16 protein-coding genes are annotated in these 22,281 nt (G+C 71.6%); 6 read left to right on the top strand and 10 right to left on the bottom strand.

Features of this window, described 5'->3' with window-relative positions:
• Positions 1–181: 181 nt before the first annotated feature.
• Positions 182–1,537 carry a cryptochrome/photolyase family protein gene (locus ACFC1W_RS07675; RefSeq protein ID WP_375990591.1) on the top strand — a complete coding sequence of 452 codons (1,356 nt, stop codon included), beginning with the start codon at positions 182–184 and terminating at the stop codon, positions 1,535–1,537.
• A 138-nt stretch (positions 1,538–1,675) separates the two neighbouring features.
• Here the strand turns inward: ACFC1W_RS07675 and ACFC1W_RS07670 are convergent, their stop codons facing one another.
• The 5 genes from ACFC1W_RS07670 to ACFC1W_RS07650 all read right to left on the bottom strand — a co-directional run bounded on the left by ACFC1W_RS07670 (position 1,676) and on the right by ACFC1W_RS07650 (position 9,012).
• On the bottom strand, positions 1,676–3,739 hold the full coding sequence (locus ACFC1W_RS07670) for an alpha-galactosidase (protein ID WP_375990588.1): 2,064 nt from the start codon (positions 3,737–3,739) through the stop codon (positions 1,676–1,678).
• Between the two features lie 9 nt (positions 3,740–3,748).
• Positions 3,749–5,092 (bottom strand): ABC transporter substrate-binding protein, encoded by a 1,344-nt coding sequence (locus ACFC1W_RS07665; RefSeq protein WP_375990586.1) that lies wholly within the window; start codon positions 5,090–5,092, stop codon positions 3,749–3,751.
• A 67-nt stretch (positions 5,093–5,159) separates the two neighbouring features.
• Positions 5,160–6,059, bottom strand: a complete 900-nt coding sequence (locus tag ACFC1W_RS07660) for a carbohydrate ABC transporter permease (RefSeq protein ID WP_375990584.1) — start codon at positions 6,057–6,059, stop codon at positions 5,160–5,162.
• The gene (locus tag ACFC1W_RS07655) at positions 6,059–7,000 is read right to left on the bottom strand and encodes a carbohydrate ABC transporter permease (RefSeq protein ID WP_375990581.1); all 942 of its coding nucleotides are present in this window, start codon (positions 6,998–7,000) and stop codon (positions 6,059–6,061) included. The genes ACFC1W_RS07660 and ACFC1W_RS07655 overlap by 1 nt, the downstream gene beginning before the upstream one ends.
• The gene (locus tag ACFC1W_RS07650) at positions 6,997–9,012 is read right to left on the bottom strand and encodes a beta-galactosidase (protein WP_375990578.1); all 2,016 of its coding nucleotides are present in this window, start codon (positions 9,010–9,012) and stop codon (positions 6,997–6,999) included. The genes ACFC1W_RS07655 and ACFC1W_RS07650 overlap by 4 nt, the downstream gene beginning before the upstream one ends.
• Before the next feature lie 145 nt (positions 9,013–9,157).
• Here ACFC1W_RS07650 and ACFC1W_RS07645 point away from each other — a divergent pair, with 145 nt between their 5' ends.
• On the top strand, positions 9,158–10,177 hold the full coding sequence (locus ACFC1W_RS07645) for a LacI family DNA-binding transcriptional regulator (protein ID WP_375990575.1): 1,020 nt from the start codon (positions 9,158–9,160) through the stop codon (positions 10,175–10,177).
• Between the two features lie 142 nt (positions 10,178–10,319).
• Here ACFC1W_RS07645 and ACFC1W_RS07640 read toward each other — a convergent pair whose 3' ends face one another.
• On the bottom strand, positions 10,320–11,879 hold the full coding sequence (locus ACFC1W_RS07640) for a collagen-binding domain-containing protein (RefSeq protein ID WP_375990572.1): 1,560 nt from the start codon (positions 11,877–11,879) through the stop codon (positions 10,320–10,322).
• A gap of 257 nt (positions 11,880–12,136) precedes the next feature.
• On the opposite strand from ACFC1W_RS07640, the gene ACFC1W_RS07635 reads away from it, so the two are divergent.
• Positions 12,137–13,198 carry an LLM class flavin-dependent oxidoreductase gene (locus tag ACFC1W_RS07635; RefSeq protein ID WP_375990570.1) on the top strand — a complete coding sequence of 354 codons (1,062 nt, stop codon included), beginning with the start codon at positions 12,137–12,139 and terminating at the stop codon, positions 13,196–13,198.
• A gap of 3 nt (positions 13,199–13,201) precedes the next feature.
• Here ACFC1W_RS07635 and ACFC1W_RS07630 read toward each other — a convergent pair whose 3' ends face one another.
• The 4 genes from ACFC1W_RS07630 to pheA all read right to left on the bottom strand — a co-directional run bounded on the left by ACFC1W_RS07630 (position 13,202) and on the right by pheA (position 17,603).
• Entirely contained in the window at positions 13,202–14,293 is a 1,092-nt protein-coding gene (locus tag ACFC1W_RS07630; protein ID WP_375990568.1) for a class I SAM-dependent methyltransferase, read from the bottom strand.
• 89 nt (positions 14,294–14,382) lie between these two features.
• Positions 14,383–16,053, bottom strand: coding sequence for a LuxR C-terminal-related transcriptional regulator (locus ACFC1W_RS07625; protein ID WP_375990565.1), 1,671 nt, complete (start codon positions 16,051–16,053; stop codon positions 14,383–14,385).
• A gap of 147 nt (positions 16,054–16,200) precedes the next feature.
• The gene (locus ACFC1W_RS07620) at positions 16,201–16,641 is read right to left on the bottom strand and encodes a pyridoxamine 5'-phosphate oxidase family protein (RefSeq protein WP_375990563.1); all 441 of its coding nucleotides are present in this window, start codon (positions 16,639–16,641) and stop codon (positions 16,201–16,203) included.
• Positions 16,642–16,643: 2 nt separating this feature from the next.
• Positions 16,644–17,603, bottom strand: coding sequence for a prephenate dehydratase (gene pheA, locus ACFC1W_RS07615; RefSeq protein WP_375990561.1), 960 nt, complete (start codon positions 17,601–17,603; stop codon positions 16,644–16,646).
• Between the two features lie 194 nt (positions 17,604–17,797).
• On the opposite strand from pheA, the gene pgm reads away from it, so the two are divergent.
• From pgm to ACFC1W_RS07600, 3 genes are all read left to right on the top strand, one after another.
• Positions 17,798–19,441, top strand: a complete 1,644-nt coding sequence (pgm, locus tag ACFC1W_RS07610) for a phosphoglucomutase (alpha-D-glucose-1,6-bisphosphate-dependent) (RefSeq protein ID WP_375990558.1) — start codon at positions 17,798–17,800, stop codon at positions 19,439–19,441.
• Positions 19,442–19,549: 108 nt separating this feature from the next.
• Positions 19,550–21,070, top strand: a complete 1,521-nt coding sequence (locus ACFC1W_RS07605) for an alpha-N-arabinofuranosidase (protein ID WP_375990556.1) — start codon at positions 19,550–19,552, stop codon at positions 21,068–21,070.
• Positions 21,071–21,180: 110 nt separating this feature from the next.
• Positions 21,181–22,227, top strand: coding sequence for a LacI family DNA-binding transcriptional regulator (locus ACFC1W_RS07600; protein WP_375990553.1), 1,047 nt, complete (start codon positions 21,181–21,183; stop codon positions 22,225–22,227).
• The last annotated feature ends 54 nt before the right edge of the window (positions 22,228–22,281 follow it).

Here is a 22,281-nt window from a genome sequence, read left to right as displayed (position 1 = left end):
GCGTCGGGAGATTCGGCCGTCTTGGTGCCGCGGCTCGCCGGTTTCGTGCAGTTCCTCCCGACCGTTTGACCGGGACCGGGATCCGGTGCGCCGGCTTCGTGTCGCCTGACTCCGGCACGCAGGAGGGCGAGGCTGTTGTCAACCCCGGACGGCCACCGGCGGACGCCGACAGGATGGACCCATGCCGAGCCCCTCGATCGTGTGGTTCCGCGACGACCTGCGCCTCGCCGACAACCCGGCGCTGCGCGCGGCGATCGACCGAGGCGAGCCGATCATCGGGCTGTACGTGCTCGACGAGGAGTCGCCGGGCATCCGGCCGCTGGGCGGGGCCGCCCGATGGTGGCTGCACGGCTCACTGGCGTCGCTCACCGAACGCCTGGCCGAACGCGGCGGCGCTCTCGTCCTGCGGCGCGGTCCGGCTGATCGCGTGGTGCGGGAGGCGGTGACGGATGCCGGGGCCGGCGCCGTCTTCTGGAACCGCCGGTATGGCGGGCCCGAGCGGGAACTCGACGCCGGGCTGAAGGCGGGGCTTCGTGACGCCGGCGTCGAGGTGGCGTCGTTCGCGGCATCCCTGCTCTTCGAGCCGTGGGCGGTGACCACCGGCGCAGGCACGCCCTACGCCGTCTTCTCGCCGTTCTGGCGCGCATGCCAGGCACTGCCCACGCCGCGCGCGCCGCTGCCCGAGCCGCGCGAGATCGCGGGGCCGCGGCATCCGATCCACTCCGACCGGCTCGGCGACTGGGACCTGCTCCCGAACGAGCCGGACTGGGCGGGCGGCCTGCGCGAGGCGTGGGAGCCCGGCGAGCCCGCCGCGCGCCGGCGCCTGCGCGAGTTCCTGGACGACGACCTCGATCACTACGCCCGCGCGCGGGACGAGCCCGCCGCCGGAGCGACGTCGCTGCTGTCGCCGCGCCTGCGCTGGGGCGAGGTGAGCCCGCACCAGGTGTGGCACGGAGGGGTGGCGACGGGGCGCGCCGGAAAGTTCCTGTCGGAGCTCGGCTGGCGCGAGTTCGCGTGGCACACGCTGTTCCACTCCCCCGACCTCGCTACGAAGAATCTGCGGCGCGAGTTCGACGCGTTCCCCTGGCCACGCCTGCGGCCGAGCGTGCTCGAGGCATGGCAGCGCGGACGCACCGGCATCGCGCTCGTCGACGCCGGCATGCGGGAGCTGTGGGAGACCGGCTACATGCACAACCGCGTGCGGATGGTGACGGCGTCCTTCCTCATCAAGAACCTGCTCATCGACTGGCGTCTCGGCGAGCAGTGGTTCTGGGACACGCTGGTCGATGCAGATGCCGCGAACAACCCGTTCAACTGGCAGTGGGTCGCAGGGTCCGGCGCCGACGCCGCGCCGTACTTCCGGATCTTCAACCCCGATCTGCAGGCTAAGAAGTTCGACCCGAACGGGCACTACGTGCGGCAGTGGGCGCCCGAACACCTGTCGGACGAGCCGCCTCGGCCGATCGTCGATCTGCGCGAGACACGCCAGGCCGCGCTCGCGGCGTACGACGTGGTCAAGCGCGCCGCCCGCGGCTGAGGTCACGCGTGCGGCGCGTGCACAGCGTCGGCAGTCCGCGCTCCGGAACCGCGGCGGTGAGCGCCCGCCCGTCGTTCAGGCGGCCCCGCTCCGTAGCGCTTCGCCGGATTGCCGGCGATGTGCACACCGCCAGCCGGGTCAGACCGCGTCGACCTGCAACACCACGGCGTTGCCGGGCTGCAGCAGCGGCATGGGCAGCCCGACGTCGGCGAGCACAGCACCCGGCAGCGTCACCTCGCCCGCCGCGAACCACGGCGGGGCCGCATCCTGCAGCATGCCGGGGCCGACGCCGAGGTCGACCACCGTGACGCGGTACCGGCGCGCAGGGTCGAGTCCGGGCAGCCGCAGCGGTGCGGGCAGCGCGGCGTCGGTCTCGCCCACCACGGCGTACGAGACCAGCGCCCGCGCACGGTCGGGAGCGACGACGGCGTGCACCAGCGTGGCGGGGTCTGCGGCATCCGCTCGCACCACGCGCCCCGAGTGCAGCAGCGCCCGGTGCTCGCGGTAGACCTCCGCCCAGCGGCGGACGGCCTCGAGGTCTTCCGGCGAGACGCGCGTGAGGTCGGACTCGATCCCGGCATGCCCGAACAGCGCCGTCGCGAGCCGGAACCCGAGGCCGGCGACGCGTCCGGTCGTGTGCGCGCGGGCGTCGCCGACGTGCGAGCCGAGGTATTCGGGCGGGACCACGATGCCCGTCCATCGCTGGATGGCCTGCCGCACGAGCGGATCATTGGTGTCGCTCGTCCACACCCGGTCGACACGGCGGAGGATCTCGAGGTCGATCCGGCCGCCCCCCGACGCGCACGACTCGATCTCGACTCCGGGGTGCGCGGCGCGCAGCCGATCGAGCAGGCGGTACAGGCCGAGGACCTGCGGGTGGGATGCCTCGACCAGGAGGTCACGGTTGTGATCCCACTTCAGGTACGCGATGGGGTACTCGCCGAGGAGGGCGTCGAGCCTGTCGAACAGGTGCTGCTCGACCTCGGGCAGCGACAGGTCGAGCACGTGCTGCCAGCGCCAGGTCACCGACTCGGGTGCGGTGAGGAGCCATTCGGGATGCCGCCGGGCGAGGTCGGAGTCGAGGCTGACCATCTCGGGCTCGACCCAGAGCCCGAACTCCATCCCCGCGGCGTTGACGCGGGCGGCGAGGGGCCCGAGCCCGTCGGGCCAGCGCTCAGGGTCGACCGTCCAGTCGCCGAGGGCGCGACGGTCGTCCGTGCGGCCGAGGAACCAGCCGTCGTCGAGGACGAAGCGCTCGACGCCCACCTCGGACGCGCGTTCGACGAGTGGTTCGAGGCGCGAGAGGGAGTGGTCGAAGTACACGGCCTCCCACGTGTTGAGGGTCAGCGGGCGCGGCCGGGCGATCGTCGACCACGACCGCACCCACGGGTGCAGGCGATCGGACAGGCCGTCGAGCCCCGCGCCCGACCACGTCGCGACGACGGTCGGCGAGGTGTACGACGCTCCGGGCGCGAGCATTGTGGACGTGAAGCGCTCCCCCGCGCCGAGCACGGCGGGCGCGAGGTCGGACCGCTCGAACCACTGCCGGGTGTCGCCGCTCCAGGTGACGTGGGTCGACCACACCTCGCCCGAGCCGAAGTCGAAGCCCGCGGTGCCGGCGACCATCAGGAACGGGTCGTCGTGGCCCCCGCGGCCGTGACGGGTCTCGCGCAGCCACGCGCCGTGGCCGGGACGGCTCCGCTGCGGGCGCCGCTCCCCCGCCCAGCGACCGGAGAAGTCGAGCACCTCCCGTGCCCGATCGGGAACCGGGAGCACGACGTCGGCTGCCGTGACCGCGACCGCGGAGTCGCCCTCGTTGCGGATGGTGTGCGAGGCGAGGAGCACGCCCTGCGCCGTGAGCTCGAGCCGCGTCGTCACGGCGGCATCCGCCGCGACCGTCTCGACGACGAGGACGTCGTCTTCGCGAGCGGTGCCGCGGTGCCGCACCGGCGCGTGCCCATCGGCGAGCGCCACCGCCGGCCGCCCGGTCCACCCGTCGCCGAGCGCCGGCAGCAGCGTGAGCCGCAGCGGCACGTCGACCGAACTGGGCGCGATCGCGGGAACCACGGCGTCGGCGAGAGTCTGGAGGTCGGCGGGGTCGAGGGCGCCCAGGTCGCGGCCCCAGTGGACCACGGCGGGAACGCCCGCGCCGCGGGAGTCGAGCACGAGGCTGACTCCCGCGGCGCGGAGGTGATGGATCACGCGGGGACTCTACTCCGCGACCGGGATCGACTGCGCCTTGAGGGTCGCGATCGTGGCCTCCTGGCCGGCCTCGAGTGCCTCGAGCAGCGTGCCCTGGCCGGTGACCGCCTTCTGGAAGCCGTCCGAGACGTCGGCGTAGGTCTGCGTCATGGTCGGACCCCACACGAAGTCGGGGTTGACCTGCTGCGCGGCCTCGGCGAACACGTCGTAGATCTTCTGGCCGCCGTAGAACTCGACGCCCTCCTGGAGCGACGGCAGCTGCAGACCAGCCGTCGTGGCGGGGTAGATGTTCGCCGACTGGTTGAGGGCGGTGAGCGCCTCGTCCGACGTGTTCAGCCACAGGGCGAACTTGGCCGCCTCGTAGAGGTGGTCCGTGCCCTTGAAGACGGCGATCGAGGAGCCGCCCCAGTTGCCGGAGCTCGCGCCACCGTCCTCCCACTGCGGGGACGGTGCGACCGACCAGTTGCCGGCGGTGTCAGGAGCGCCGGACGAGATCGAGTTCGCGCCCCAGACGGCGGAGTTCCAGGTCCAGACCGCACCCGAGTTGTAGGCGTTGTTCCACTCCTCGGTCCAGGCCGGGTACGTGGCGACGAGGTCCTCGTCGAGCAGCTCCTGCCAGTAGTCGGCGACCTGCGTCGACGCCTCACCGGTCAGGTCGACGGTCCATTCCTGGCCGTCGTTGGTGAACCAGTCACCGTTGTTCTGCCACACGAAGCCCGCGAACTGGTTGATGTCGGCGGTCGAGAAGTTGGTGATGTAGCCGCCGGCCGCGCGCACGGCCTTGGCTGCCTCCTTGTACTCCTCCCACGTGGTCGGAACCTCGATGCCGTTCTGCTCGAACAGGTCGGAGCGGTAGAACAGCGCCATGGGGCCGGAGTCCTGCGGCACGCCGTACACGCCGTCGGTGCCGAGCGTGACCTGACCCCAGGTCCACGGGATGAAGTCGGCCTCGGCCGCGACGACGTCCTCGCAGGCCGAGAGGTCCTCGAGGCCGTCCTGCACGCGGAAGCTCGCGAGCGCGTCGTACTCGATCTGCCCGAGGTCGGGCGCGTTGCCGGCCGCGAGCTGGCTGAAGAAGCTCTGGTAGGTGCCGCCGTTGCCGTTGGGTCCGGTCTGCACCTCGACCTGGATGTCGGGGTTCTCCCCGTTCCAGATCGCGACGACGTCCTCGATGCCGGGGATCCACGACGTGAAGTCGAGCGTGACGCTCTCGTCCGACGGGGCGCAGGCCGCGGCATCCGCGCCGTTGCCGCCGTTCTCGCCCGCGCCGGAACCGCCGCCGGCGCAGCCGGCCAGGGTGAGCGCGCTGAGCAGTGCGACGCCTGTGACGACTGCCCTCTTGGAGTGCTGCATGATCTTCCTTACTTGTTCGGGTGGTGCGATTACAGGGGTGCCGGAGGCCGGAGCCGCCGGCGGGGAGTCACTTCACGGATCCGCTGCCGAGTCCGTTGCGCCAGAAGCGCTGAAGCAGGAGGAACGCGACGATGAGCGGCACGATCGACAGGAACGAGCCGACGAGGACGTAGGTGCGCAGCTCGGGGATCTGGTTGAGCTGCGTGTTCCACGAGTAGAGACCGAAGGTCACGGGGAACAGCTCCTGGCTGCGCAGCATGATCAGCGGCAGGAAGAAGTTGTTCCAGATCGAGACGAACTGGAAGAGGAACACGGTGATCAGGGCGGGCATCATGAGGCGCACCGACACGGTGAAGAACGTGCGCACCTCGCCGGCGCCGTCGATGCGGCCCGCCTCGATGAGCTCGTCCGGCACGCTGGCAGAGGCGTAGATGCGGCTGAGGTACACGCCGAACGGGCTCACGATGCTGGGCAGCAGCACCGCCCAGAACGTGTCGGTCATGTTGACCTGACTGAACAGCAGGAACAGCGGCAGCGCGAGCGCGGTCGCGGGCACGAGCACACCGCCGAGCACGACGTTGAAGAACACCTCGCGGCCGCGGAACCGGTACTTCGCCAGCGCGTAGCCGCACATGCCGGCCACGACGGTCGCCAGCAGCGCGCCGATGCCCGCATAGCCGAGGCTGTTCAGGAGCCAGCGCACGTAGATGCCGTTGTTGTAGGTCAGCAGGTCGCCGACGTTGGCGAAGAAGTTCCAGTCGGCGAACCACAGCGCGTTCGTGGTCAGCAGGTCGCCCCGGTCCTTGGTGGACGCGATGAACAGCCACCAGATGGGCACGAGGAAGTAGAGCGTGAACACGCCCATCACGATGAGGGCGGCTCCGCGCGACAGGACGCTCTCGCGCGGCCCCCGCGACGGAGTCAGGTCGTCGGCGGTCGCGCCGCGCGTACGGGTGAGCATGCTCATCACTGGGCCGCCTTCCGCTGGGTGAGCTTCAAGAACGCGAACGACAACGCGAAGGTCGCGAGGGCCAGGACCACGGAGAAGGCCGCGGCCAGCTGTGTGTTCGGGATCGAGTTGGTGGCGTAGATCGTCATGTTCGGCGTGAACGTGCTCGACACCGCCGCGGTGAACGAGCGGAAGACCTGCGGTTCGGCGAGCAGCTGCAGTGTGCCGATGATCGAGAAGACGGCGGTCAGGATGAGCGCCGGCGCCACCATCGGGATCTTGATCGACCAGGCGATGCGGATCTGGCCGGCGCCGTCGAGGCGTGCTGCCTCGTAGACCTCGGAGGGGATCGCCAGCAGGGCCGAGTAGATGATCAGCATGTTGTAGCCGACGAACACCCAGGTCACCACGTTGGCGATCGACCACAGCACGAGCTGCGGCGAGAGGAAGTCGATCGACTGCGTGACCTGCGTGAACGGCGACAGGTTGGGCGAGTACAGGAAGCCCCACATGATCGCCGCGATGACGCCGGGAACGGCGTACGGCGCGAAGAACGCCAGCCGGAAGAACTTCTTCCCCTTGAGCACGGGAGAGTCGAGCAGGAGCGCGAACAGCAGCGCGAGGCCGAGCATGATGGGCACCTGCACGACACCGAAGAGCAGCACGCGCCCGACCGACTCCCAGAACGGCGCGTTCTGGAACACCAGCGCGTACTGCGCCAGCCCGCCGAAGACCTGCTGAGGCTCGCCGTAGAGGCCGTCGCGCTGCACGACCTGCAGCGACTGCCACACGGCGTAGCCGATGGGGATCAGGTAGAAGAGCAGGAACAGCACGCCGAACGGACCCGTGAAGATCGCGATCGCCCCCTTGTGCGGGGTGTGCCGACGGCGCTCGTCCCCCGATCGCGCGTTGCGCGTCTTGCGGGCGCTCCGCGTCACGAGGACCTCTGTGGCGGTCATGCGGCCGCCTCCTCTCTGATGATGCGCACGGCTCCCGCCGGCACCTCCATGTCACCGGTCACCGGTGATTCGGTGACGAGCTCGAATCCGGATGCCTCGGCCACCGCCGCCGTCGGTCCGTGGTTGACGACGAACAGGTACGCGGCATCCGCTCCTCGGCGACGCACGATCTCGAGGGCGCCGTCGCCTCCGCGCACGACCGCTGCGGGACGCACGCCGGCCTTTTCGGCGATGCGGCCGAACAGAGCCCGGCAGTCCGCGGCGTCGAGGTGGGTCGCGAGGTACCACGCGGTGCCCTCGCCCCAGGCGTTGCGGGTGATCGCCGGGCTGCCCGCCGCGGGTCCGTCGGCGAAGGATGCCACGGTCTCGGCGGTCGTCGCACGGGCGCGCTCCGACCACAGGGTCGACGTGGCGCCGTCGGTCAGGTGCAGCCTCTCGCCGGGCGCGACCGGCGCGAACTCCTCGACGCGGATGCCGAGGGCCTCGCGGAACGGCCCCGTGTAGCCGCCGGTCCACACGCGGTCGTCCTGGTCGACGGTGCCGCTGTAGAACGTGACCACGGCGGTGCCGCCGGCGGCGATCCAGTCGGTGATCACCGCGGCGTCGGCCTCTCGCACGAGGTGGAGCCCGGGAACGACAACGAGACGGTAGCCGTCGAGCTCGGCACCGGGCGGCACGATGTCGACGGTCAGGCCGAGGTCGTGCAGCGCGCCGTAGGCGGCGTGGATCTGGTCGAGGTAGCCCAGCGCCTGGCTCGGCCGCGACTCGGTCTGGGTCGCCCACCACGACTCCCACGAGAAGACGAGGGCGACATCCGCCTCGACGCGCGACCCCGCGATCTCACCGATGCGATCGACGATGCCGCCGAGCTCGACGACCTCGCGCCACACGGCCGAGTCGGTGCCGGCGTGCGGGAGCATCGCGGAGTGGAACTTCTCGCTCCCCTGCACCGACGCTCGCCACTGGAAGAAGCACACGCCGTCCGCGCCGCGGGCGACGTGGGTGAGCGAGTTGCGGGTCAGTTCGCCCTGCGCCTTCGGCTTGTTGAGGGGCTGCCAGTTGACGGCGCCGGTGGAGTGCTCCATGAGGAGCCACGGTGCGCCGCCGCCGAGGCCGCGCGAGAGGTCTGCCGCGAAGGCGAGCTCAGCGGTGGGGTCGGCGAGACGGTGGTCGAGATAGTGGTCGTTCGCGACGACGTCCATGTCGCCGGCCCACGACCAGTAGTCGAGGTTCTCGATGTGGGCGGTCACCATGAAATTCGTGGTGATGGGCGCCGCGCTGAGGGGCCGGATGATCTCGGCCTCTGCGCGGTAGTACGAGAGCAGTTCGTCCGAGCTGAAGCGGTGGAAGTCCAGCATCTGACCGGGATTGCGGCTCGAGACGGTCGCGCGCGGCGGGAGGATCTCTTCCCAGTCGCTGTAGGTCTGACTCCAGAACGCGGTCCCCCAGGCAGCGTTGAGGGCCGCGATCGTGCCGTGCTTCGCCTGCAGCCAGCGTCGGAACGCGGCGGCGCTGACATCGCAGTAGCAGAGCGCGTTGTGGCAGCCCAGCTCGTTCGAGACGTGCCACAGCGCGACGGCCGGATGGTTGCCGTAGCGTCGCGCGACGGCGTCGACGAGCCGCAGCGCGGCGGCGCGGAACACCGGCGAGCTCGGGCACCAGGCCTGCCGGCCGCCGGGGTAACGGCGGGTGCCGTCCTCGACCATGGGAAGGACCTCGGGGTAGGCGGTCGTCAGCCATGCGGGAGTCGAGGCCGTTCCGGTGCCGAGATTCACCCGGATGCCGGCGGCGTGCAGGCGGCCGACGATGTCGTCGAGCCCGCGGAAGTCGTACTCACCCTCGCGCGGCTCGATGTGCGACCACCCGAAGATGTTGATCGCCACGAGATCGACGCCGGCCTCGCCCATCAGGGCGATGTCCTCGTCCCACACGTCGGGCGTCCACTGCTCGGGGTTGTAGTCGCACCCGAAGGCGATGCCGTCGTGTCGGAAGGGGCGGGCGGGGACCGTCATGTTCTCCTCGGATCTGTGAACGTGCACAGATCCGAGCGTGAAATCTCGACGCTGAGAGTCTGTGAACGTGTACAGAGTATGCGCATGGCCAATCCCTGTCAATCAGCGAGTGACGAACTGTGCTCGTGCACATACGATGGGTCGCGTGGACCACACCGTGAAGAGGCGCCGCGCCACCGTCAAGGATGTCGCGCTCGAAGCCGGCGTCTCCCGCGGCACCGTGAGCCGCGTCCTCAACGGGCAGCCCTACGTCTCCGACGAAGCGCGCGCGGCGATCGACGCGGCGATCGCGAAGGTGGGCTTCGTCCCCAACCGGGCGGCGCGCAGTCTCGTGATGCAGAGCTCGCAGGCGATCGGCCTCATCGTCCACGAGCCGCATTCGCTGTTCGTCGAAGACCCCAACATCGGGTCGATCCTGATGGGCGCCAACGCTGCGCTCTCGGAGGCCGACTACCAGCTCTCGGTGATGATCGCCGACAGCACCCGAGACATCGAGCGGCTCGCGCGCTACCTGAGCGGCGGGCTCATCGACGGCGTGATCGTCGTGTCGGCACGCGTCGGCGATCCGATCACGCGGGCGATCGCCGACCTCGCCCTCCCCGCCGCCTTCGTGGGACATCCCCGCGACATCGGCGACGCAGCCTACGTCGCGATCGACAACCGCGGCGCGGCGCGTGAGATCACGACCCGGCTCGCCCGTACAGGGCGGGAGCGCATCGGCATGATCGCCTCGGCACTCGACCGGGACTCGGGGTCGGATCGCCTCGCCGGGTTCGTGGACGCGCTGGGCAACCGATTCGACCCGCAGCTCGTCGAGCGCGTGCCCCTGTACTCCTACTCCGACGGGCAAGCGGGCATGCGCGCCCTGCTCGAGCGCGCGCCCGACATCGACGGCGTGTTCGCCTCGAGTGACGCCGTCGCCGCCGGAGCCATGGACGTGCTGCAGTCGGCGGGGCGCCGCATCCCGGACGACATCGGCGTGGTCGGATTCGACGACAGCACGTGGGCGCTGCGCTGCGATCCGCCGCTGTCCACCGTGCACCAGCCGGCCACCGAGCTCGGACGCGCGGCGGCCGAGTCGGTGCTGCGTCAGCTGCGCGGCGAAGATCCCGAGACCGGCGGCACGGTGTTGGAGTGCCCCGTCGTCTGGCGCGCCTCGGCGTGAACCCCGGCGCTCGGGTCGACCGCGTCCGTCGGCGGCGCGGCCCGCTGCGACATTCGACGGGGACGTCGCCGAGAACGAACGAAGCGGGGTCGGCGGCGCTGGTGCGCCACCGACCCCGCTGAACGCTTCGGAGCGGGTCGGGTCAGTCGGCGGCGCGGGCGCGTCGTCGGCCGAGCAGGCTGATCGCGACTCCGCCGGCGAGGAGCGCGGCCGCCCCGGCGACGAGGCCGGTCACCACGAGGGGATCCTGACCCGTGACGGCGAGTGCGCCCTCGCCGGCCGCGTCGGCCGGCGACTCACCCGCGACGACGCCCTCCTCGGTCGGGTCCGTCGGGTCGGTCGGGTCGGTCGGGTCGGTCGGGTCCGTCGGGTCCGTCGGGTCCGTGGGATCGGTCGGGTCCGTCGGGTCGGTCGGGTCGGTCGGGTCGGTCGGGTCCGTCGGGTCCGTCGGGTCCGTGGGATCGGTCGGGTCGGTCGGGTCGGTCGGGTCCGTCGGGTCCGTCGGATCGGTCGGGTCAGTCGGATCGGTCGGGTCGGTCGGGTCCGTGGGGTCCGTCGGGTCGGTCGGGTCCGTCGGGTCCGTCGGGTCGGTCGGGTCCGTCGGGTCCGTGGGCACCGTGCCCTCGAAGCCGTAGTGGTGCAGCTCGCCGCCGCCGCGCGAGGTGAACGACTTCACCAGCCACTGGCCGTTGTGCGAGATGCCCGAGTCGAAGACGACGTCGGCGTTCGGTGCGAAGACCGAGCCCAGCTCGAGCCCGCTGACGGTGAGCGTGCCGGTAACCGCCGATGCGTCGATCATGATGTGACGGGCGTAGCCTTGCTGCGCGCCGAGCTGGGCGCTCCAGCCCTCGATGTCGATCCGTCCGATCGTCGTCGTCCCGGGCGCGACGCGGATGATGAGCGGCGCGTCGGCCGTCGGCACATAGCCGCCCGAGCGCTCCAGCTTGATGGTGCGATCGGCGACGTCGGCGTAGTCGATCACGTTCGGGCGGTTGGTCGCGAACGACTGCGGGAAGACCAGACCGCCCTCGATCGTGAGCGGCACCTCGTGCACCGCGGTGGTGCCGTACGCGGCGGTGAGAGCCTCAGTCGCGGCGTCCGCTCCTGCTGCGTCGATGTACGACGCCACAGGTGAGGCCGTGCGCACGGTGTCGAGCACGTCCGGCGCGTAGGGCACGGCGAGCAGGTCCATCCATCCGCCGTCGGCATTGGTCAGCCGGGCGAAGTCGGCACCGGCCGCAGGGCCGACGCCACCACTGCGGGCGCTGAGGTCGATGCCGGTGAGGTCTTCGAGCTTGGCCGACGCCGCGGCATCCGCCTCCCCCGCGACGCCCCGGCTCGCGTTCGAGACCTGCATGTTGCCCGAGCCCGCGAACGCCTTCGCGAGGAGGCGCACCGGGACGCCGTCGATGAGCGGCACCGTGTAGCTGCCCTCGCTGGCCACGTCATGCCGCAGCGGGAAGTTGCCCGAGGTGCTCGAGACAGCTCCGAGCGCAGCGACGGATCCTTCGATCTCGCCGTTGCCGAGCGACGCATCACCCAGCGAGACGACGGTGAAGCCGCCGTTCACCCCGAACGGGTTGATGCTCGCCTCCGCCGCGACGGCTGCCGGAGCGGCGCCGAAGACGGCGCCCATCGCGAGCAGGCCGGCGAGCGCCGCCCCCGTCGCCGCTGCGCCGCGTCGACCGCGACCGTGCTTCACTGACATCGTTTCCCCAATCCCGGGCACGCCGAACGTGCCCTCGTCTGCGGTGCGCGCCGTGCACACTCCGCAGACGCGGAGCGGCGGCGCTGTCCCTGATGCAGGCGGCGATGTACTCGCTCACGCCTTGGGCTCCCCTGCCCGGCATCTCTTACTCCCATCCGACCACAGAGCGGGCTTGTCCACCAAATGGGGGACACCCCTCCAGGCGAAGTCCCAGGGAATACGCCGACCCGGAACGACGGTTGGGGTCAGCGATGACTTCTGCACCGGCCCTGTCCGTCCTCGACCTCGTGCCGGTGCGCTCCGGCCAGACCAGCGCGCAGGCGGTCGCGGCATCCCTCGCGCTCGTCGCCCGCGCCGACGAACTCGGCTTCCGCCGCTACTGGTTCGCCGAGCACCACAACATGCCCGCGGTCGCTTCGACCACCCCGCCCGTGCTGGTGGCCGCGGCCGCCGCGCGCACGTCGCGCATCCGCCTCGGCTCGGGTGGCGTGATGCTGCCGAACCACTCGCCGCTCGTGGTGGCCGAGCAGTTCGCCGCCCTCGAGGCGCTCGCACCGGGGCGCATCGACCTCGGCATCGGCCGTGCGCCGGGGTCCGATCCGGTGATCACGCAGCTGCTGCGGCAGAGCGGCACGACGAGCGATGTCGAGCGGTTCCCCGACCACGTGCGCGACATCGTCTCGCTCGTGTCACCCGACGGCGCATCGGTGCGCTTCACCTCGGGCGGCACCTATGACGTGCACGCGACGCCGGCGGCGTCGACCGTGCCGGAGGTGTGGCTGCTCGGCTCCAGCGACTATTCGGCCCAGCTCGCCGCGGCCGTCGGACTCCCGTACGTCTTCGCGAACCACTTCTCCGGTCAGGGGCTCGAGCGCGCGCTCGACCTGTACCGCACCGGCTACCAGCCGAGCGAGGCGCACCCCGAGCCGCGCACCTTCCTCACCGCGAACGTGCTCGCCGCGCCCACGAGTGAAGAGGCCGAGGAGCGCGCCCTGCCGAACCTGCGTATGACGGCGCGGCTGCGCACGAACCGCCCGCTCGTGCCGCTCGAGACGATCGAGCAGTCGATCGCCAGGGCGACCGACTTCGACGGGCTGGGCGACTCGTTCATGGCGTCGGCCCGCGCGAACTGGTTCGTGGGCACGCCCGCCGCGGTTGCGGGCGAGTTGACCGCGTTCGCCACCGCGCACGGCGTCGACGAGATCATGATCTCGCCGATCGCCGGGTCGTACGACAGCGAGCCGATGGATGCCTCGCCCGGCCGCGCGCAGACGCTCGAGCTGCTCGCGGCCGAGCTCCCGCTCGCCGGCTGACCCTCACCGGGTCAGCGAGTAGAACCGGAACATCCCGAAGTCCTCGACCGGGAGGATGTCCAGGTCGGCGAAGCCGGCCGCCTGTGCGTAGTCCCGCAGGGTGTCGGGGCGCATGACCGTGCCGGTGCCGACACTGGGCCGGTGCGAGAGACCATCCGGCAGGCAGCAGAAGATGCTGTAGCCGTACATGAGGCGCTCGACCTCGTCGCCCGGCGCGACCAGGCGCTCGCCGACGGCTTCGTCCATGATGACGACCGGTCCGTGCGGGACCGCCTGCCGCATCGCGGCCAGCACGTCAACGGGCCGCGCCATGTCGTGGATGCACTCGAACGCGAACGCCGCATCGAACGGTCCGTGAGCGGCGAGTCCGTCGCCGTCCGCGTTGTGGAACCGCACCCGGTCGGCGACACCCGCGGCCGCGGCGTTGGCCCGGGCGAGCTCGATCGACGGCTCGTCGATGTCGAATCCGTCCACCTCGAGTCCGGGGTACGCCTGCGCGAGGGCGATCGACGACCAGCCGCCGCCCATGCCGACATCCGCGACGCGCGCTCCGGGCCGGGTGAGCACCGACTGCACGTCGCCGATCCCGGCGAACGCGGTCGGGAGCTCGGCGAGCAGGGGTCGGTTCAGCTCCGCCTGCGCCTCGCGGGCATCGGCGCCCAGCCGGGCCCAGCTGACGCCTCCGCCGTGGCGGTAGGCCTCCAGCAGCTCGGGCATGGTCCGGCTCACTGCGGCGAAGACCCTCGGCAGCGGGCCGAGGTAGTTGAGGCTGTCGCCGTCGAGGAGCACCTCCGCCGCGGCATCCGGAAGCGTGTAGCGCCGCGTGCCGTCCTCGCTCTCGTCCAGGAGGAGCACGCCGCTCACCGCCTGCTGCTCCAGCCACTCGCGGGTGTACCGGTGCTGCGTCCCGGTGCGCTCGGCGAGCTGATCGGGGGAAGAGGGTCCGTGCTCGGCGAGGCTGCGGTACCAGCCCAGCCGGTCGCCGAGGTAGGCCGACATGACGTCGATCCAGCCGAGCGCGGCCGACATCATCCGCTCGGCGTACTCCTCAGCCGTCGAGGTCGAGGCCAGTGTGTGGGGGGCTGCGATGGTCATGGGAGTGCTCCTTCGGGCGGGGGCGAGGCACTCAGCGGCCTCGCGTCACCCACGGTAGGAGCGTGCCCGGCGCTGCCGAATCGGGAGAATCATGCAGATCCGGGCGACGGCGCACCTGCATGATGCGCGCCATCCGCATCGCCCGGATCGCCGGTAGCCCGCTGCGCGTGCCACCATGCGGCCGCAGCGGTGCGCGTGCCGACACCGATCTTCAGGTAGACGTTCGCCAGGTGCCGGCCGACCGTCTTCTCGCTGATGAACAGGCGCTGCGCGACCTCGCGGTTGCCGGCGCCCTCGGCGACGAGCGTGAGAACCTCGCGCTCGCGCGGTGTGAGCGGCCCGTCCGGCCGTGCCGGCGCGGCCGCCTCGACCACACGCGCGCCCAGCCGGTCGAGGATGACGCGCGCCTGATCCCGCGCAGGGCTCGCGGCCGCAGCATCCCCCGCCATCTCATACGCTCGAGCCTCGAGGAGCAGCACCCGCGCGAGCTCGTATTGCTGACGGTCGCTGCGGAAGGATGCCTCGGCCCGTCGCAGCGGGGCGAGCGCCGCGGCAGGATCGCCGTCGGCCAGCGCGAGCATGGCGTCGGCGTGGGCCGACCATGTGGCGAATCCGGGACTTCCGAAGCGGTCCGCCGCGCCGCGCAGTTCAGCCGCCGCCGACTCCGCCCCCTCGCGGTCGTCACTCGCGAGCGCGACTTCGACCGTCGCTCGCAGCAGCCGCACGCGCGCCAGCGCATCGCGCTCGGCGAGCGACAGCGTGAGGAGCGTGCGCGCCCCGGTCGCATCGCCTTCCTCGAGCAGGAGCAGCGCCTCCCCGGGCTGGGGGTCGATCCCCGAGGAGCGAGCGTGCGCGTACGCCTCGCGGGCTCCCGCCCGGTCGCCGCGCCGTCGGCGCAGCTCGCCGAGCTGGTAGAACCCCTCTCCCGCGACCCAGGGGTTGCCGCCGGCCAGGTCGGCGCACTCGCGCGCGATGGACTCCTCGGCATCCGTCCACTCGCCGCGTGCGCTGCGCAGCTCGATCCGGTGCACGCGGCAGATGCCGGTGTAGATCGCCTCGCTGCCGAACTGTGCGCACCAGCGCTCGGTCGCGCGGGTCCAGTCCTCCATGCGCCGGAAGTCGGCGAGCTCGTGACTGACGTGGATGACCGTGCAGTAGATGTCGCCGGCCCATTCGACGGGCAGCCGGCCGGCGAGCACGGGAAGCATCGCCTCGTCGAGCAGCGCGAAGCCCTGCGCGCAGTCTCCGCGCCGCAGCGTCGCCAGGCCCCGCACCGCGAGCGCGAGCGCCTCCACCGACGGGTCGGGGAAGCGCACCGCCAGGTCGGCGAGCCGGTCGACGTGCTCATCCCACTCGGCGTCACCCTCGAACATCATCGCGAACGACGCGTCGAGGTACGCGAGGTAGGCGTGCGCGGGTCCATCCGGCTCGGCTGCGAGCAGCCGCCGGGCGCGGTGCACCCAGGCGTTGCCGATCGTGAGGTCGCCCCGCGTGACCCACAGCAGCCCGAGCTGCAGCGCCGTCATCGCCGCGTCCACGCCCCGGCCGGCGTCGAGGAAGCCGCGGAATGCCTCCTCGGCGAACGCGAGCGATTCCGGGACCCTCCCCAGCCACCAGGCGGCGCGCGCGAGGGTGGAGATGTCCTCCGCGTCGAGGGATGCCTGCTCCCGCGCCGCGCTCAGCTGCTCGAGGGCGCCCGACCAGTCGGAGGCGGCGTACGAGCGCCGCCCCTCGGCGAGTGAGCTCGTCGGATCGAGCATGCTCCAGGGTACTGCCGTGCTGCGGCGGAGCGCAGGGTGATGTGGCACCGCGGACGCTCGCCGCGCGTGGAGCAGCGGGGCGCATCGCGTGACCGCCGCCGCGCCGCCGCCGCGCCGCCGCCCGCCGCGCCGCCGCCCGCCGCGCGCTTACCAGGCGATCAGCTTGTGCGGGGTGACCTTGATCAGGACGGAGTACCGCTCCGCCATGGTCTCGGTCGTGAGGTTCAGTCGCTGCAGCCACGCGTCGTACTTCGCCGTGTACGGCGCTGCGATGCGCGGGAGCCACGCGGTCGACGGCTGGGGCGAGAGCGTGGCGACACCCCGCAGGACGTTCAGCTGCTCACCGTCGGCTCCGGCCTCCAGGTGCAGCAGCACGCGATCGTTCGCTCGGATGTTGCGCACCTTCGCCGTCTCGGGCTCGCTCATGATCAGCGCGCGGCCGTCCTGCCACAGGAACCAGATCGGCACGGCGTGCGGGTAGCCGTCGCGCCCGATCGTGCCGAGCCACGCGACCTGCTCGGTCTCGAGGCGCTCCAGCGTGCGCGCGTGGGTCTTGACGGCCGGATCGAAGACGAAAGGTGCGGGCACGGTCACGCGTCCTCCGGCTCGCCGCTGATGAGACCGCGCAGCCAGTCGCGCGCCTCGACGAACACGTCGTCCGAGTAGCGCTCCGGGTAGTGCACGACCGCGCGGTCGGCCCGCGGGTACGAGCCGAGGAACACGACCTGCGGGCTGAACCGCCGCAGGCCCAGCAGCGCGTCGGCCATGCGCTCGTCCTCGATGTGCCCGTCGGCGTCGATCACGAAGCGGTACCGTCCGAGGGCGTCGCCGATCGGACGCGATGCCAGCAGCGAGAGGTTGATGCCGCGCGTCGCGAACTGCTCGAGCATCTCGAGCAGGGCGCCCGGGTGGTCGTCGGGGAGCTCGACGATGAGCGACGTCTTGTCGGCGCCGGTGGGCGGCGGCGGCGCGACGGTCTTGCTCACGAGCACGAAGCGCGTGACGGCGTTGGGGTTGTCGCCGATCGCGGAGGCGAGGAGTTCGAGCTCGTGGTGCTCGAGGATCCCGGGCGGCGCGATCGCGGCGTCCGCGGCGATCGATCCGTCGATGAGGCCCATCGCACTGGCGACGTTGCTCGCGGCGGGGATGTGCGAGTGGGCGGGCAGCGCGCGCGAGAGCCACTGCAGGCACTGGGCGTACGCGACGGGATGCGCCGCGATGACCGAGACGTCGTCGAGCGTCGCGCCCGGGCGGGCGACGAGCACGAACTCCACCGGTACCAGGTACTCCCCGACGATGCGCAGGCCCGGGACGGTGGCGAGGGCATCCTGCGCCGTCGAGACGCCGCCGTCGACGGAGTTCTCGATCGCGATCATCGCGGCGTCGGAGCGGCCCTCGACCACGTCGGCGAGCGCTTCGCCGACGTTGCGCACCGGGCGCCATTCCTGCTCGCGCGCCTCGGGCACCTGCGCCAGCGCCGCCTCGGTGAACGTCCCGGCCGGCCCGAGATAGCTGTAGGTGCGGCGCGCGGCGGGGGGCTCGGAAGTCACGGGTGCCAGCCTAGCCGCGTGTCGGTGCGCCACCGCAGCCGTACTGTTCTCAGGACCAGGCAGGCGGGCCGGTGCGGGTGAGCCGCGGATTTTCGCGGACGGAGGCGAGTTCGCACCGACAGTCGTCCTGCGACAGGTACGCCAGACGCCGTCAAGACCGTGCGCCTCCTCCGTGGGACGGGCAGACTGGACCCATGACTCGCGCAGGACAGCCCGCCGAAGCATCCGACCTCATCGACATCGATGACCTGATCTCCGCCTATTACGACCTCACGCCCGATCCGTCGGTGCCGGAGCAGCGCGTCGCGTTCGGCACCAGCGGCCACCGCGGCTCCTCCCTCTCGGCGAGCTTCAACGAGGTGCACATCCTCGCCACGACGCAGGCGATCGTCGACTACCGCCGCGAGCAGGGCATCCAGGGTCCGCTCTTCCTCGGCCGCGACACGCACGGCCTGTCGCTTCCCGCCGAGCGCAGCGCCATCGAGGTGCTCGTGGCGAACGGCGTCGACGTGCGCGTCGACTCGCGCGATTCGTGGGTGCCGACGCCGGCCCTGAGCCACGCGATCCTCACGTACAACAAGGGGCGGGATGCCGCTGACCCGGGCCGCGCGGACGGCATCGTCGTCACGCCCAGCCACAACCCGCCGCGTGACGGCGGCTTCAAGTACAACCCGCCGAACGGCGGCCCCGCCGACACCGACGCCACCGGGTGGATCGCGCACCGCGCGAACGAGCTGATCGCGGCCGGTCTCGAGGGCGTCGCCCGCACGCCGTTCAAGGATCTCGACGGCGATGCGCTGGGCGACTACGACTTCCGCGACGCGTACGTCCGCGACCTGGCGGACATCATCGACATCGACGCGATCCGCTCCGCCGGGGTGCGCATCGGCGCCGACCCACTGGGCGGCGCGTCGGTCGAGTACTGGGCGCTCATCGCCGAGGTGCACGGGCTCGACCTCACCGTGGTGAATCCCGACGTCGACCCCACGTGGAAGTTCATGACGCTCGACTGGGACGAGAAGATCCGCATGGATCCGTCCTCGCCGTCCGCCATGGCCGCGCTCGTGGCGCGCCGCGACGAGTACGACATCCTCACGGGCAATGACGCCGACGCCGACCGGCACGGCATCGTCACGCCGGACGCGGGGCTCATGAACCCCAACCACTACCTCGCCGTCGCGATCGACTACCTCTATTCGCACCGACCCGAATGGCCGGCGGATGCCGCGGTCGGCAAGACCCTCGTCTCGTCGATGATCATCGACCGCGTCGCCGCGTCGCTCGGCCGGTCGCTGCTCGAGGTGCCGGTCGGCTTCAAATGGTTCGTGCCCGGCCTGCTCGACGGGTCGGTGGCCTTCGGAGGCGAGGAGTCCGCGGGCGCCTCGTTCCTGCGCAAGGACGGCTCGGTGTGGACCACCGACAAGGACGGCATCCTGCTGTGCCTGCTCGCCGCTGAGATCCTCGCGGTGACGGGCAAGACGCCGTCGCAGCGCTATGCCGAGCTGGAGGCCGAGTTCGGCGCCTCCGCATACCAGCGGGTCGATGCTCCGGCGACACCTGCGCAGAAGGCGGCGCTCGGCAAGCTCGCGCCCGAAGCGGTCACCGCGACCGAGCTCGCCGGTGAGGCCATCACCGCGAAGCTGTCGCACGCGCCGGGCAACGGTGCCGCGATCGGCGGGCTCAAGGTGCAGACCGAGCACGCCTGGTTCGCCGCGCGCCCGTCGGGGACGGAGGACGTCTACAAGCTCTACGCCGAGTCGCTGCGCGGCCCCGAGCACCTCGCCGAGGTCCAGGCCGAGGCCCGCGCGGTCGTCACCGAGGCCCTCGGCGGCGCCTGACCCGGCGACCCTCGGACCGACTGTGCGAATCGCGCGCCGCACGCTAGTGTCGCGGGGTCGCCGCTCTTGCCGACCGTCCTTCCTCTCCGATCCCGTCCGAGGACTCGCATGACCCACGCCGCCGCACGCCTCGACCCCGCGCTCGAGATCGCCGACATCGACCGCCGCCTGTTCGGCGGCTTCGTCGAGCACCTCGGCCGACACATCTATGACGGCATCTTCGAGCCCGGGCATCCGTCCGCCGACGCCGACGGGTTCCGCGCCGACGTCATCGAGCTCGTGAAGGAGCTCGGCGTCACGACGATCCGCTACCCGGGCGGCAACTTCGTCTCGGGCTACCGGTGGGAAGACGGCATCGGGCCGGTCGACCAACGGCCGACGCGACTCGACCTCGCCTGGCACGTGACCGAGACGAACGCCGTCGGGCTGCACGAGTTCCAGTCATGGCTCGACCGCGTCGGCTCCGAGCTGATGCTCGCGGTCAATCTCGGCACCCGCGGAACCGAAGAGGCCTTGGACCTGCTCGAGTACGCCAACACGTCGGTCGACACGACCCGCACGCGCGAACGCGCCGCGAACGGTCGCTCTACTCCCTTCGGCGTGAAGATGTGGTGCCTCGGCAACGAGATGGACGGGCCGTGGCAGCTCGGCCACCGCAGCGCCGCCGACTACGGCAAGCTCGCGTCGCGCACGGCGAAGGGGATGCGGCAGCTCGATCCGACGATCGAGCTCGTGGTGTGCGGATCGTCGAGCCGCACGATGCCGACGTTCGGCTCGTGGGAGCGCGAGGTGCTCGAGCACACCTTCGACGACGTCGACTTCATCTCGTGCCACGCCTACTACGAGGAGCACGACGGGGACGCGCAGGAGTTCCTGGCGTCCGGCGTCGACATGGCGAAGTTCATCGCCTCGGTGGTCGCGACCGCCGACCACGTCGCGGCGGTGAAGCAGAGCGACAAGCGCATCATGCTCTCGTTCGACGAGTGGAACGTCTGGTACCTCTCCCGCTGGAAGAAGGAGGAGGCCACGCACCGTCCCGACGAGTGGCCGATCGCCCCCCGGCAGCTGGAGGACCGCTACAGCGCCCTCGACGCGGTCGTGTTCGGCGACCTCCTCATCACGCTTCTCCAGCACGCCGACCGCGTGCGCTCGGCCTCCCTCGCCCAGCTCGTCAACGTCATCGCGCCGATCATGACCGAGCCCGGCGGCCCGGCCTGGCGGCAGACCACGTTCCACCCGTTCTCGCTCACGTCGCGCCTCGCGCAGGGCCGCGCCGTGCGCCTGCCGGTCGACGCGGCGACGTTCGAGAGCGCGCGCTTCGGAGCCGTGCCGTCGGTGAACGCCGTCGCGACCGTGGACGACGACGGCGCGAGCGTCTTCATCGTGAACCGCTCGACGACGGATGCCGCGTCCCTCCACCTCGACCTCGCCCCCCTCGTGGCCGCGCTGGGCCGCGACGTCGCGGTGGTCGAGTCGCACCTGCTGCACGAGGACGACCTCTACGCCGCGAACACCCTCGAGGACCGCGAGCGCGTCGGCGTCCGCCCTCTCAACGCCAACACGATCGAGGAATCCGCTCTCACCGTCGAACTCCCCGCGGTGTCGTGGGCCGCACTGCGACTCGCCTGACCGGACGCGCGATCGACCGGACAGGGCGCCGCAGACCTCGCCCACCGTGCTGGATGAGAAGGTTTGCCTGATCAGACCACGATCCGGACAGAAGTCCTAGACTCAGCCTCGTGAGCGAGACGCACACGCCTGCCCGAGGCGCAGCAACCCTGCATGACGTCGCGCGCGAGGCCGGCGTGTCGCTGGCCACCGCCTCCCGCGTACTCAACGGATCGACCCGCAAGGTGGCCGACAGCTACCGCGAGCGGGTGGATGCCGCGGCCCAGAAGCTCGGCTACACCGCCAACCTGTCCGCCCAGGCGACCGCCCGGGGAACCTCCGCCATCGTCGCGCTGCTCGTGGCCGACATCGGCGACGTCTCGTTCGGCCGATTGGCCTCGGGAGTCGTCCGCGGTGCCGAGGAGGCGGGCTTCATCGTCACGATCGCCGACACCGGCCGCGACCCGGAGCGCGAGCTGCGCCTCGTGCGGACGCTGCGGGGTCAACGCCCCCGCGGGCTGATCCTCGGCGTCGCCCGCAACGCGGGGTCGGACTCCGCCGCCCTCCAGGGCGAGCTCACCGCACTGGCCGCCATGGGCTGCCATGTCGTGGTGCTCGGCGAAGGAGAACCGGCGCACCGGTCGATCAGCCTCGGCAACCGCGGCGGCGCGGAGGCGCTCGGTGCCGAACTCGCCGAGCTCGGCTACCGGGATGCCGTCGTGGTCGGCGGCCCCGAAGGCCTCCGGGCATCGGACGACCGCATCGGCGGCTTCACGGCCGGATTCACCGCCGGCGGCGGGAGAATCGGCGCCGTGCGCCACGGCGCGACGACCCGCGACGCGGGATACGCGGCCGCGGGTGAGCTGCTCGCGGACGGCCTCGCCGAGGGAACGCTGATCTTCGGCGTCAGCGACCTCGTCGCCGCCGGGGTCGCGTCGGCACTGCGCGATGCCGGCCGCCGCGTCGGCGCCGAGATCGCGGTGGCGGGGTTCGACGACATCCCGACGTGCCGCGACATCGGCCCCGGGCTGACGACGGTCCGCGCGCCGTTCGACGCCCTGGGCTACCGCGCGCTGCGTGCGGCCGTGGAGAGCGACTGGCGGGGTGACGCCGAGGCGCCGCTCGCACTCGAGGTCGTTGTGCGCGGGAGCACTCCTCGGCGCGACGGCGACGGCTGACCGGGCGGCCGTCACCGGGCGGCGCTGACCGGGCGGTCGGGCGGCGGCGCCCTC

Origin of the sequence: Microbacterium sp. NPDC056003, from assembly GCF_042274785.1 — a bacterium.
GTDB lineage: Bacteria > Actinomycetota > Actinomycetes > Actinomycetales > Microbacteriaceae > Microbacterium.
This window is presented reverse-complemented; position numbering and strand designations above follow the sequence as displayed.